The sequence below is a fragment of the Pseudarthrobacter sp. fls2-241-R2A-168 genome (genome assembly GCF_030209335.1).
In the GTDB taxonomy this organism is placed as follows: domain Bacteria; phylum Actinomycetota; class Actinomycetes; order Actinomycetales; family Micrococcaceae; genus Arthrobacter.
In genome coordinates this window covers 147,630-159,749 of the sequence record NZ_JARVSG010000007.1, presented here as the reverse complement: position 1 = coordinate 159,749, position 12,120 = coordinate 147,630, and the positions used below count along the sequence as shown (strand labels likewise).

The 12,120-nt window shown below is 64.6% G+C and carries 12 protein-coding genes; 3 read left to right on the top strand and 9 right to left on the bottom strand.

Translation table 11 applies throughout. The features are described 5' to 3' along the window. Positions 1 to 20: 20 nt before the first annotated feature. Positions 21 to 440: a DUF4870 domain-containing protein gene (locus QRN11_RS06015; protein WP_091419925.1), complete on the top strand. Its 420-nt coding sequence runs from the start codon at positions 21 to 23 to the stop codon at positions 438 to 440. Positions 441 to 523: 83 nt separating this feature from the next. Here QRN11_RS06015 and hemW read toward each other — a convergent pair whose 3' ends face one another. Both hemW and lepA read right to left on the bottom strand, forming a co-directional pair. Further along, the gene (gene hemW, locus QRN11_RS06010; RefSeq protein WP_285250256.1) at positions 524 to 1,753 is read right to left on the bottom strand and encodes a radical SAM family heme chaperone HemW; all 1,230 of its coding nucleotides are present in this window, start codon (positions 1,751 to 1,753) and stop codon (positions 524 to 526) included. 36 nt (positions 1,754 to 1,789) lie between these two features. Further along, entirely contained in the window at positions 1,790 to 3,643 is a 1,854-nt protein-coding gene (gene lepA, locus QRN11_RS06005; RefSeq protein WP_170850802.1) for a translation elongation factor 4, read from the bottom strand. A gap of 177 nt (positions 3,644 to 3,820) precedes the next feature. Between lepA and QRN11_RS06000 the strand changes: the two genes are divergently transcribed. Further along, positions 3,821 to 4,348, top strand: coding sequence for a type II toxin-antitoxin system PemK/MazF family toxin (locus QRN11_RS06000; protein ID WP_350223971.1), 528 nt, complete (start codon positions 3,821 to 3,823; stop codon positions 4,346 to 4,348). A 212-nt stretch (positions 4,349 to 4,560) separates the two neighbouring features. After that, positions 4,561 to 4,821 (top strand): 30S ribosomal protein S20, encoded by a 261-nt coding sequence (gene rpsT, locus QRN11_RS05995; RefSeq protein ID WP_091419918.1) that lies wholly within the window; start codon positions 4,561 to 4,563, stop codon positions 4,819 to 4,821. A 107-nt stretch (positions 4,822 to 4,928) separates the two neighbouring features. Here the strand turns inward: rpsT and QRN11_RS05990 are convergent, their stop codons facing one another. The 7 genes from QRN11_RS05990 to QRN11_RS05960 form a co-directional block, all read right to left on the bottom strand. After that, positions 4,929 to 5,666 carry a VOC family protein gene (locus QRN11_RS05990; protein WP_285250255.1) on the bottom strand — a complete coding sequence of 246 codons (738 nt, stop codon included), beginning with the start codon at positions 5,664 to 5,666 and terminating at the stop codon, positions 4,929 to 4,931. Positions 5,667 to 5,731: 65 nt separating this feature from the next. After that, positions 5,732 to 6,748: a DNA polymerase III subunit delta gene (holA, locus tag QRN11_RS05985; RefSeq protein WP_285250254.1), complete on the bottom strand. Its 1,017-nt coding sequence runs from the start codon at positions 6,746 to 6,748 to the stop codon at positions 5,732 to 5,734. Continuing rightward, positions 6,682 to 8,631, bottom strand: coding sequence for a ComEC/Rec2 family competence protein (locus QRN11_RS05980; RefSeq protein ID WP_285250253.1), 1,950 nt, complete (start codon positions 8,629 to 8,631; stop codon positions 6,682 to 6,684). Before QRN11_RS05980 ends, holA begins: the two co-directional genes overlap by 67 nt. Before the next feature lie 198 nt (positions 8,632 to 8,829). Continuing rightward, positions 8,830 to 9,747, bottom strand: a complete 918-nt coding sequence (locus QRN11_RS05975) for a ComEA family DNA-binding protein (RefSeq protein ID WP_285250252.1) — start codon at positions 9,745 to 9,747, stop codon at positions 8,830 to 8,832. A 160-nt stretch (positions 9,748 to 9,907) separates the two neighbouring features. Continuing rightward, positions 9,908 to 10,375: a Mu-like prophage major head subunit gpT family protein gene (locus QRN11_RS05970; RefSeq protein ID WP_285250251.1), complete on the bottom strand. Its 468-nt coding sequence runs from the start codon at positions 10,373 to 10,375 to the stop codon at positions 9,908 to 9,910. A 12-nt stretch (positions 10,376 to 10,387) separates the two neighbouring features. Beyond that, positions 10,388 to 10,798, bottom strand: coding sequence for a hypothetical protein (locus QRN11_RS05965; protein ID WP_285250250.1), 411 nt, complete (start codon positions 10,796 to 10,798; stop codon positions 10,388 to 10,390). Further along, positions 10,798 to 12,027, bottom strand: a complete 1,230-nt coding sequence (locus QRN11_RS05960) for a phage protease (protein WP_285250249.1) — start codon at positions 12,025 to 12,027, stop codon at positions 10,798 to 10,800. The genes QRN11_RS05965 and QRN11_RS05960 overlap by 1 nt, the downstream gene beginning before the upstream one ends. Positions 12,028 to 12,120 lie beyond the last annotated feature (93 nt).

The window sequence follows — 12,120 nt, the reverse complement described above, 5'->3', positions numbered from 1 at the left end:
CACTTTCGAAGGAACAGACTGTGGCAGAAAACGCACAAGATCACAGGGACAGCCAGGGCGGCGAGGGCCGTTCGGAGTACCATGGCGTCCCCGCGAATGCGCTGCCCCTGACGGCCAGCGAAGACAGGCAGTGGGCTACGCTCTCGCATTTCGGCGGGATCCTGGGCTGCGTCCCTGCACTCCTGATCTACCTGATCTTCCGTGACCGGGGTCCCTTCACCGCGCAGGAGTCCAAGGAGGCGCTGAACTTCAGCCTGCCCCCAACCATCGCCGCCGTGCTTGCCAACATCCTGGTGTTTGTGCCGGTCGTGGGCAACATCTTCGCCGTCATCGCCACCCTGATCTGGATTGCCCTGACGTGTTTCTCGGTGGCGGCCGGAATCCACGTGAACCGTGGCCAGCCGCACCGCTACCAGTACAACCTCCGCTGGATCAAGTAGCGTTCCAGCAACACGGGGTCACTCCCTGCCCAATAACCAGGCGTTTTTGGGCAGCGAGTGACCCCGTGTTGCTGTTGGCGGATCTAGTCCGGGAGGACCCGGCGCACCACCGCATCGGCCAGGAGCCTGCCCTTGAGAGTGAGGACCAGCCGGCCCCGGAAGGCTGCCGCCGGCTCCACCAGGCCGTCCGCGATCAGGCCGGCCACTTCGTGCCTGCCGTCTGCACCGAGGGTGGAGACAGCCAGCCCTGACTGCAGCCGTGCCTCAAGCATCACCCGCTCCACGTTCCGGGTTTCCGGGTCCAGGGTTTCCCGGCCGGCGGCAGGCGAGAGGCCCTGGACCATGCGGCCTGCGTAGGCCGTGGGGTGTTTGACGTTCCACCAGCGGACGCCGCCCACGTGGGAGTGCGCACCCGGCCCGATCCCCCACCAGTCATCCCCGCGCCAGTAGGCGAGGTTGTGGCGGCAGGCCTGCTCCGGCGTGCGGGCCCAGTTGCTGACTTCATACCAGCCCAGGCCGGCTTCGGTGATCAGCTGATCGGCCAGCTCATACTTGTCGGCGTGATCGTCGTCGTCAATACCTGGAACTTCGCCACGGCGGATCTGGGCCGCAAGCTTGGTCCCGTCCTCAACGATCAGCGCGTAGGCGCTGATGTGGTCGGGCTCGTAGGACAGCGCGGTTTCCAGGGAGTGGCGCCAGTCGGCGAGCGACTCCCCCGGCGTCCCGTAAATCAGGTCCAGGCTCACTGCAAGTCCCGCTTCGCGTGCCCATTGCACCACCTGTGGAACGCGGCTTGGGGTGTGCGTCCGGTCCAGAACCTTCAGGACGTGCGGGACGGCGGACTGCATGCCGAAGGAGACCCTGGTGAACCCTGCCTCTTTCAGGACCGCGAGGGATTCCGGCGTTACCGAGTCCGGATTGGCCTCAGTCGTGACCTCGGCGCCCTCTTCGATGCCCCACTGGTCGATGGCCCCGCGGAGGATCAGGGCCAGGTCTGCGGCGGGCAGCAGCGTGGGAGTGCCGCCGCCGAAGAACACCGTGCCCAGCTTGCGCGGAGGCAGGCCCGACGCCGAGAGGACCTTCGCTGCCAGCGTCACCTCCGAGGCGGCAGTCTGGGCGTATGCATCCTGGGAGGCGCCGCCGCCCAGTTCCGTTGCGGTGTAGGTGTTGAAGTCGCAATAGCCGCAGCGCACCGCACAGAACGGTATGTGGACGTACAGCCCGAACGCCCGCTCCGCCGCACCGTCCGCTGCCTGGGCAGGCAGCAGGCCGTCCGACGGCGCCGGGTCGCCGAGGGGAAGAGTACTAGGCATTGCGGGGGCCTCCGGTGTTGCCGGACGCGGTGTTCACTACTTCTTGGCCTTGTCCTTGGATTCGTCAGTGGTGAGGGCGGCAATAAACGCTTCCTGGGGGACCTCCACGCGGCCCACCATCTTCATGCGCTTCTTGCCTTCCTTCTGCTTCTCCAGCAGCTTGCGCTTGCGGGAGATGTCGCCGCCGTAGCATTTGGCCAGGACGTCCTTGCGGATGGCGCGGATGCTTTCGCGGGCGATGATCCTGGAGCCGATGGCAGCCTGGATGGGCACCTCGAACTGCTGGCGCGGAATGAGCTCGCGCAGTTTGGTGGTCATCATGACGCCGTAGGAGTACGCCTTGTCGCGGTGGGTGATGGCGGAGAAGGCATCCACCTGCTCGCCCTGGAGCATGATGTCCACCTTGACGAGGTCGGCCACCTGGTCGCCGTCGGCCTTCCAGTCCAGCGAGCCGTAGCCGCGGGTCTTGGACTTCAGGATGTCGAAGAAGTCGAAGACGATCTCGGCCAGCGGCAGCCGGTACCGGATCTCCACCCTGTCCTCGGACAGGTAGTCCATGCCGCCCATAACACCGCGGCGGCTCTGGCACAGTTCCATAATGGCGCCGACGAATTCATTCGGCGCCAGGATGGTGGCGGACACCATCGGCTCGCGGACCTCGGAGATTTTGCCGGAAGGATACTCGCTGGGATTGGTCACGTGGACCACCTTTTTGTCTTCCAGCGTTACCTCGTATTCCACGTTGGGAGCGGTGGAGATGAGGTCCAGGTTGTATTCGCGTTCGAGCCGTTCACGCGTGATCTCCAGGTGGAGCAGCCCGAGGAAGCCCACGCGGAAACCGAAGCCCAGTGCAGCAGACGTTTCCGGCTCATATACGAGCGCGGCATCGTTGAGCATCAGTTTCTCCAGTGCGTCGCGAAGCACGGGGTAGTCAGTGCCGTCCAGGGGATACAGTCCGGAGAAGACCATCGGCTTGGCATCGGCATAGCCGGGCAGCGAGTCAGCGGCCGGTTTGGCAAGGTTGGTGACGGTATCACCGACCTTGGACAGCCTGACATCCTTAACACCCGTGATGAGGTAGCCCACTTCACCGACGCCCAGGCCCTTGGAGGGGGTGGGCTCCGGGGAGCTTACCCCGATCTCCAGGAGTTCGTGCGTGGCCCGGGTGGACATCATCTGGATGCGTTCGCGCGGGTGCAGCATGCCGTCCACGACGCGGACGTAGGTGACCACGCCGCGGTACGTGTCATAGACGGAGTCGAAGATCATGGCTCGGGCAGGAGCATTTGCGTCGCCCTCGGGGGCGGGCAGGTCGCGGACGATCTTGTCCAGCAGCGCCTCAACGCCCATTCCGGTCTTCCCCGAAACGCGGAGCACGTCCTCGGGGTCGCCGCCGATCAGGCTGGCAAGTTCTGCCGCGTACTTCTCGGGCTGGGCCGCCGGGAGGTCGATCTTGTTCAGGACCGGAATGATGGTGAGGTTGTTTTCCATCGCCAGGTAAAGGTTGGCGAGTGTCTGGGCCTCAATGCCCTGCGCTGCGTCAACCAGCAGGATTGCGCCTTCGCAGGCCGCGAGGGAGCGGGAGACCTCGTAGGTGAAGTCCACGTGGCCTGGGGTGTCGATCATATTCAGCGCGTAGCTGGTGCCGTCGAGTTCCCAGGGCATACGGACAGCCTGGGACTTGATGGTGATGCCCCGCTCGCGTTCGATGTCCATGCGGTCCAGGTACTGGGCCTTCATGTCGCGGCTTTGGACGACCCCGGTGAACTGCAGCATGCGGTCCGCCAGGGTGGACTTGCCGTGGTCAATGTGCGCGATGATGCAGAAGTTCCGAATAATAGCCGGATCTGTCGCGGCGGGCACCGGGGCGGTGCGGGCCATGGGAGACACGCAGGGTCCTTACTGTTGGCATTCACGCGGTTCCGCCGGCAGGGCACAACGAAGGCCCCAGCGGTCAGCCGCACATCTTGGAACCTCCAGTGTCCCACGTCCACGCCCGTGTCACCGCATTCCCCGGTCCCGTTGACGTTCCGCCGGCGGGGAGGCTGCCGCGGATAGGGTTGCCGGATGGCCATCAACCTCCATTCCCTTGCAAGCGCCGTCAAAGCCGGCCTGCGCATCCTTCGAAACGCAGGCAGAGGCAGACCTGCAGGCGTGGACCGCCCGGCCCGGAGCGGCATGCCCGGCCGGAGCAACTCCATCCCCGCGAAGGACCAGGGCGGAGCGCGGTTCGACACCCTGTATCCGGGCGATTATCGGGGCAGCATTTCTGTCCGGTACGCGCCCCAACCCGATGGTGCACCCGATCCGGGCGAAGTGGTGTGGGCCTGGGTCCCGTATGAGGAGGACTTCAACCGGGGCAAGGACCGGCCGGTGCTCGTGGTGGGCAGAAGCGGCGGCTACCTGCTGGGACTGATGCTGACCAGCAAAGACCACGTCCCGGCGTCGACAGCATCAAAGGACTACGTGGACCTTGGACCTGGCGCCTGGGACCGGCAGGGACGCCCCAGTGAGGCTCGGGTGGACCGCATCGGTGCAGTTGCGGCAGGACAGCATCCGCAGGGAAGGCTCAGTGCTGGACCGGAAGCGTTTTGAAAAGGTGGCAGCAGCACTCCGGCGGCGACACGGCTGGGACTAGGCGGCAAAATGGCCAGCCCCCCGCCTGACCTGCTATTCTTTATAGCTGTGTGTCCGTGCAGGTCGACGGCCACTGATGGTTGGCCGCCATAGGTATCCCCACGCCGCTCAGTCAATGGCCAATCTGAAAGCCCTCTAGACCATTTCCGCATTAAAAAGAGAGTTCACACGTGGCGAATATCAAGTCCCAGAAGAAGCGCATCCTCACCAACGAGAAGGCACGCCTGCGTAACAACGCAGTCAAGTCCGAGCTGAAGACGGCCATCCGCGCCGTCAACACCGCCGTTGAGTCCTCGGACAAGGATGCCGCTGCTACGGCCCTGGTTGCTGCCAGCCGCAAGCTGGACAAGGCTGTTAGCAAGGGTGTTCTGCACAAGAACAACGCAGCGAACCGCAAGTCGGCGATCTCCAAGAAGGTCAACGCACTGTAAGGTTTCCAGTTCGCTTGAACTGATGGTTGTGGCCGGTACCGCTTGGTACCGGCCACACATCTTTAACAAGAATCCATTTTGCGGGAGGGCTCGCGCCCGCCACTGAATCAGCCCGGGGTAAGGACGCAGAAATCGTTGCCTTCCGGGTCGGCGAGGCAGACCCACGGCACGTCGCCCTGGCCCAGGTCCACATGGGTGGCACCCAGCGTTCGCAGCCGGCCCACCTCCACCGCCTGATCATCGCCGGGGTACGGCATCAGGTCCAGGTGGACCCGGCCCCATCCGGGCTCTCCTGCCGGCTGGCGATGAAACTCAAGATACGGCCCCACGCCCCTGGATGAACGAAGCCTGGCATAGTGGGCGGTTGACTCATGCAGGGTCCAGTCCATTGCTCCACCCCAGAACCGGACCATCTCCTGCGGATCCCTGCAGCTGACCACCACGGCGGCGATCGGTCCGGCGTCCCGGTAGACCGGGCGGGGTTCCAGGACGCGGAAGAGGTTGCCCTCCGGATCTGCCAGCAAGGTCCAGGGCACATCGGACTGGCCCACGCCCGCGGGCGTCGCCCCGAGTTGCAGCAGGTGCGCCACCAGTTCGGCTTGATGGGCTGCGGAGGTGCTGTTCAGATCCAGGTGCGCGTTGTACTTCACCGTCTCCGGGTCAGGGACGCTGACCACATCGACGCAGACGGCCACGGGGTCCGGCCAGACGAAGTCCAGCGGTTCCACGTTGGTCACGCCGGGCCCTTCGCTCGATACGCCCCAGCCGAGCGCGTCCGCCCAGAACCGGCCGAGCGCTGAGTCGTCCCCCGCTTTGAAGTTCACTTGAACAAGTCGCAACGCCATAACGCCGACCCTATACCTGAATGCCGACCGCTCCGGGAGTTCCGGCCCGGCGAGGTACCGGCGGCCTACCTGCCCTGGACTGACATCGCAATGATCCGCACCGCATTTTCCACCGCATACACGGGGTCCCTGGCCAATCCCTTGACTTGGGCGTCGGCCTCAGCAGTCGCCTGGATGGAGCGCACCAGGCCTTCCGGGGTCCATCGCCGGACATCGCGCTGTGCCTGTTCCACCAGCCATGGCTGCATTCCGAGTTCTGCCGCGATCTGCGCTGACGAACCGGAAGCGCCGGCCACGCGGGCCACGGTCCGGAGCTTGGCCGCCAGGGCGGCGACCAGCGGAACGGGATCTGCTCCCGTGGCCAGTGCGTGGCGGAGGGTGGACAGTGCCAGAGGCCCGTTTCCTGCCATGGCGGCATCTGCCACCTTGAAGGCCGTTGCCTCGATCCGGCCGCCGTAGTAACGGTCCACGACGTCAGTGGTGACCGTGGTGGCGGCGTCGGCGATGAGCTGGCTGCAGGCGGCGGCCAGCTCGGAGAGATTCGCCCCGACGGCGTTAACCAGCGCCTGCACCGCGTCCGGTTCGATCCGCCGTCCCCCGGCCTTGAACTCGGCCGCCACGAACGCCACCTTGTCCGCGTCCTTTTTCAGGGGCTGGCAATCCACTACCGGCCACCCGCCCTTTTTGATGGCGTCGAGCAGTTTCTTGCCCCGGGCCCCTCCGCCGTGGCGCAGCACCAGGACAGCATCGGGCTCCGGGTGGGCGAGGTAGGCCAGCGCATCCGCCAGGAAAGCGTCATTCATCGCTTCAACGGCTTCGACCTCGATGAGTTTGCTTTCGCCGAAGAGGGAGGGGCTGACCTGCATCAGCAAGGTCCCGGCCTCGTACGACGAGGCATTGATGCGGCTCACTTCGACATCAGGGGTAGCTGCCCGCACCTGGGCGCGGACCCGGTCCATGGCCCTGATGCCCAAGTACTCTTCCGGGCCGCCCACCAGGACTACGCCGGCTGGAGTTACATCCCGCCAGGTGGGGCCGTTCGGTGCCGGGGAACGGGTTGCACGCTTTTGCGCAGCGGCCATCGGGGCTTCCTTCCGGAAATTTTGGTGGAGTATCCCAGCCTGCCATGTCCCGCGGCCCGGTCCAAGCCGGCCCCGCGGCGCACCTGCCGTGATCCCCGTCCAGGCCCGGGCAGCGGCCTGCCGTGGGTTTTTCGCAGTGTCCGGGCCGCGTATCCCTCCAGCCGTTCAATCAGGGTAACGGTCTGCGCGTGGGCAGCACTGACTCCGCGGCGGAGCCGGTGTGGGCGGGCTGCCGCCCACAAAGCCCCGTAGGTCAACACGGACAGGAACAGCATGGTCAGCAGTCCGGGAGCGCCTTCGGGCCACGGCAGGGCCGCCCCCGGAAGCTGCGCCGCAAACCTCGCTGTGGCTGCTACTCCCGCACTGAAGGTGCCTGCCACCGCGATCAGCGCAGTACCCGCCCACGGGACCAGCACCACCAGGGGAACGGCAGCGGTTCCCAGCAGTGTCACCGGCGCTACCAATGGTGCGGCCAGGACGTTGGCCAGCAGCGAGTACGTTGAAAACTGCGGCTGAAGCACCACGGTCACCGGCCCGCACAGCAGTTGCGCGGACAAGGGAACAGCAACCGCCGCTGCTGCCCAGCGCGGTATCAGTGCCGGGATCCAGTCCATGATGTGCCGGCCCAGGATGATGATCCCGAGCGTTGCCAGCACCGACAGGAGGAAGCCGAAACTCGACCCCAGCCCCGGGTCCGCCAGCAACAGGCCGATCACGGCCAAGCACAGGAAGCTCAGCCCCCGGCCGGTACGTCCACCCGCCAGGGAAGCCACTGCAACAGCTCCCATCAGGGCTGCCCGCAGGACACTTGCGTCCGGACCCACCAGCAGGACAAACAGTCCAAGGCCTGCCACAGCGAGTGCCGCCGCAGGCACCCGGGGCAGGCGGAGCCGCCGGCAGGCCAGCAGCAGGGCGCCGAGCACCAGGCTGCAGTTGGCCCCGCTGACAGCGGTCAGGTGGGTCATACCCACGGTCTTCATTGCGGTCTCCAGGCCCTCATCCAGGGCGCTGGTGTCCCCGGTGACCATCCCGGGAAGCAGGCCCTGTGGATCCGGGGCGAGGAACGAGGCCGCCGAGACAAAGCGTTCCCTCAATTCCTTCGCGGATTCCTGCAGGAACGGCGAACCGGTGGGCTTTCCCGGTCCCGAGGACGCCGTCAGCATGCCGGCTTCCTCCCGTCCGGGATCCGGGGGCCGGAGCTTCCCCGTTGCGCGGACCAGTTGTCCGGGCACCACGTTTCCCCAGGCGCCGCCGCCTGTTATCAAGAGTTGGGCCCGGGTGCGCAGCAGCACGCCTCCCGTACTGACGTCCCGGGTCCATACAGCGACCGACCAGCGCGAGGGCGTACCTGCCTGGTTCGGCGGGTTCAAGGCCCGCGGCGTTCCTGCCACTTCCACGACCGCCACCACCGACCTGCCTGACGAAACCGCAGCTGCCAGCGGGCCTTCATGACGCTGGGTGGACGCCACCGCCGAGTGCGCTGCCGCGGTGGCGGCCAGCAGGAGCGCAATCGCTGTGGTGGTCAGGAAACTCCGCCCAGCGGGTTTCCGCGGGCCGCCAGTGACCGGCCTCATCCTGCGGACACGCCAGGTCTTCTGCAGCAGCATGGCCGAAAGCAGCAGCAATATGCAGCAGAGGCCCGCCAGTGCACCGGGCGGCAGCCAGAGCCCCGCAATCGACGCGGCCCAGACGAAGGCCGCAGGCAGTGCCAGCCGCACGTCGGTCCGCCGTCGGGGTGCTTCCTCCACCGAATCCGCGTCCTGGGCCGCCTTCTTGTTGCCGGCGGCAAACCGGGCGGACTGCGCGGTCCAGTATTTCCGTATAAATCCGGTGGGGCCCCGGCCCCGAGGCAACGTCCGGAAGCCCGGCCTGCCCGCCGCCATGGGCTCCTGTCCCGTAGCCCCGCGGGCTTCATGCGCGGCCTCCCCCGGTCCCGGGCGCCCATCACCATCCGGTGGCGTCGCATACCCCCGGACGGCTGACTCCACATACCGGCTCCACGGGCTGGACCCCGTCCCCGGCGTCCGGTTACCCATAACAGCGGCAGGCCATCGACGTCGTCACCGCATCTTCCCTTCGCCTCATATGCTCACCAGCGGGAGCAGGGCCTCAAGCATCTTTGGGCCGACGCCGTCAATGGCATCAAGTTCCTCCACTGCTTTGAAGGGCCCGTGTTCCTTGCGCCAGTCCACGATGCGCTGGGCCAGCACGGGGCCGACCTTCGGCAGACCGTCCAGTTCCTCCACTCCGGCCGTATTCAGGTTCACCTTTGAACCCGCGGCCGTGCGTCCCTCCGGGGAGTCTCCCGCATCCGGCGCTCCGGCTTCCCCGGCACTGCCGGGCACCACTTCGCCCTGCCGCGGGACATGGATCTTTTGTCCGTCCTCCACCACTGCAGCAAGGTTCAGGCGGTCCAGGTCGGCGCCGGGACTTCCTCCTCCTGCCGCCGCGACGGCATCATGCACGCGGCTCCCTGCCGGCAACTGCACCACCCCGGGCCGCACCACGGCCCCAGCAACGTGGACCAGTGCCGTGCCGGCCGGGGCGCTTTCCTGCGCTCCCGGCAGCGCGCCGGCAGGGGCTCCGGGCGATGGACCGGCCCGGCTCCCGCCACCGCCGTCCTCGCCTGATGCGGCGTCCTCACCATTTTTGGCTGTGGTCTCTGGACCAACCCCGCTCAGGGGAAGGATCTCGGGCCGCCCCGACGCCGCCTGCCACCAGAACCAGGCACCTCCGGCTACGGCGAGGATGCCCAGGAGCACGGCAAGCCGCAGGCCAAGGCGCCAGCGGATGGCCGGTCCGGCGTCGTGGGCTTGGGTATGACGTGCACCGCCGACGGTGTCAGCGCCGGCATCGGGACCAGGTGTGCCCCGGTATTCGAAGGCATGCCCGTCCTCCTCAAGGAGGAGCCCGCGGGTACTGGTGCCCAGCGCGGCCTCCAGCCGGTTCCTGGCATGGCGCGCCTGCTGACCTGCGGCTCCAGCATCCCGGGGTGACATGCACCCCACGCTAGGGACATGCCGCACCCCGCAACAGGGCGGGGCCCTGCTATGTGGAAAGGGTGCCCGTAGCCGGCACCTTAAGCGCTGTCCTCACCCGCACCGCTGCCGCTGCCCACAATGACGGCCAAGATGCCGCCTCCGGTATCAACTCAAGAAGTTACCTTCCAAAGCCCGCTGATACATGTACATAACGGTCATTACATTCGTGAGAGCGAAAGTTGGCCCCGTCGTAGCAGGCGGTGCTGTTACCAGCCTCAAACTGCGCGAAGACGAGCTTGTTCTGGTGCTTAGCGACTTGACCAAGCCTAGCGGCGACGCGCTGCTTGACCTGTCCGTACTGCTCATCTTCGAGAGTTTCAGCATCAACCTTGACGCTTACCTCCCACTTCTTGTTGCGGATCGTGTAGCCGTACTCCGACAGGCCCTTCGGAATCCGCTCGTCAGTCCATTCACGGACTGCCGGCAGCTGACCCAACCAGCCGTAGGTTTCGCTATGCAGAGTGGAATCGACTTCAGTTACTAATTCTTTGAAAGGCAGCTCAACGCCCTTCCAGCCGTTCATGAAGATGGTCTTCAATCCCGGTGCGAGGTTACGAGCTATATCTGAGGTGACAATTTGTCCCATCTATAGGTTTCCTTAGACGGCCGAGAGTTCGACGCGCACTTTAGTTGCTGTGACAAAAGAAGCGACGCGACCGACGAGCACATCGTTAGTGGTGGTAGCGGCCAGGGCGACAGTGTTGTCGTCGACCATGCAGACCGGCAAGCCAACGGTGGCCTGGGTGGCGGTGCCACTGAAGTTCAGTTCGAACACACCCTTGCGCTCGACGCGGACGGACTTGTCGCCGGCTGCGCCAGCGCTGTTATCGACCTGCTCGTAAGCGATGCCGGCCAGCGTGAAGTTAGCGGTGTCGGCGGCCTTGGTGACGTAGCCGGAAGTGTTGTTAGCGAGCAGCGAGCCCTTGAAGACCTTTACGGCCGCAAGAGGCATCGAGATGAGTACGCCATCCTGGCGCAGAGCATTGCGGTCTGCAGTTAAGTTAGCCATTATTTGGCCTCCTCTTTCTTGGTTGATTTACCGCCGTTGACCTCGTTGTACTCGTCTCGTGAGACTCCTAGAAGTTCGTTGCCCTTCTTTGCCTCATCGCTCAACTCGTCGTACGGGGTCTTTTCGGCATCATCGCCACTTGCGCCTTCCTCGCCAAAGCTGATGCGCTTGGGGGCAGCTTTGAATAGGTCTGTCAGCAGGTCGGACAATGACGTAGTAGCTCCATCCGCCAGGGAAATGGTTGAGTCTGGGGCGGTGGATAGGGAAATGAAGGCGTCCTTCTGGGCGGGAACGATCTTGCCTTCGGCCATCAGCGCCTTGTAGTTCGCTTCGGCTTCGCCCAGAGCAATCTGCTTCTTGGCGTCGGCCAAGGCTTCCTTGGTCTTCTCAAGCTCGGACTTCTCAGCCTCAGCCTTTTCGGCAGCAGCTTTGTCAGCGGCCTCTTTCTCAGCGGCTTCCTTATCAGCAGCCTCTTTGTCTGCCGCTTCCTTAGCGGCGGCTTCTTCGGCGGCCTTCTCGTCGTCGGTCTTCTCAGGAGCGGTAGCTTCCTTGATTTGGCCGGTCACGGCCTCAGCTGCATCTTCGGGAACTTCGATTTCCTCGCCAGCGGCAATGGTGGCGGTTTTCTCTTCACCTTCTTCGGTGAATTTCACTTCTATCGGGACCTCACAGTCATTCTTTACTTTCGACACTTCTAACTCCTTGCTTTCACTTAGCATAATTACTTTAGTCTTATCCGCCAATGCCATAAATGGTTTCATGCCTTTTATGTAAGGGTCATTCACAATGCCGACATGCAATAGAGCCGGGCCGACCTTGTCACCTTTGAGCTTGTCCAAATAATCAGGGTCGAAAGAAATGGAAACGTCATCGTAGAGACCGTCGTCGATTTTCTGCGTCGTGTCCCAGGCGGTGATGTCCAACTCGCCATAAAGGCCGTCATCCTCGATGGACAGGCCGCCCAGCCAGCCGCGGGTCGCAGCCAGGAGGTCGCCGCTGCTCTTGGGGTGGCCCTCAACTACGGGGACTTTGTTCAGCACCTTGTCTTTGAAGTTCTGCACGACTTGGGCCGCCCAGGACTTATCCAGCACCATCTTCTTGCGGGGATCGTGCGGGTTTACCCAGGCACCGAACTTCACCAGCTGCTTGCGGTAGCGGCGACCATCGTCCAACTCTACGACGTGGAAGCCGCCCTCGGAGGGGAGCTGGTAGACGACTTTATCGACCACTAACTCGCGTCCGCCCTACAGCTTCTTTCAGGTCGCCTGTAGTATGTGCAATCAAGTCGCCCATCGAATTTGGATTGGTGATAAATTCACTCA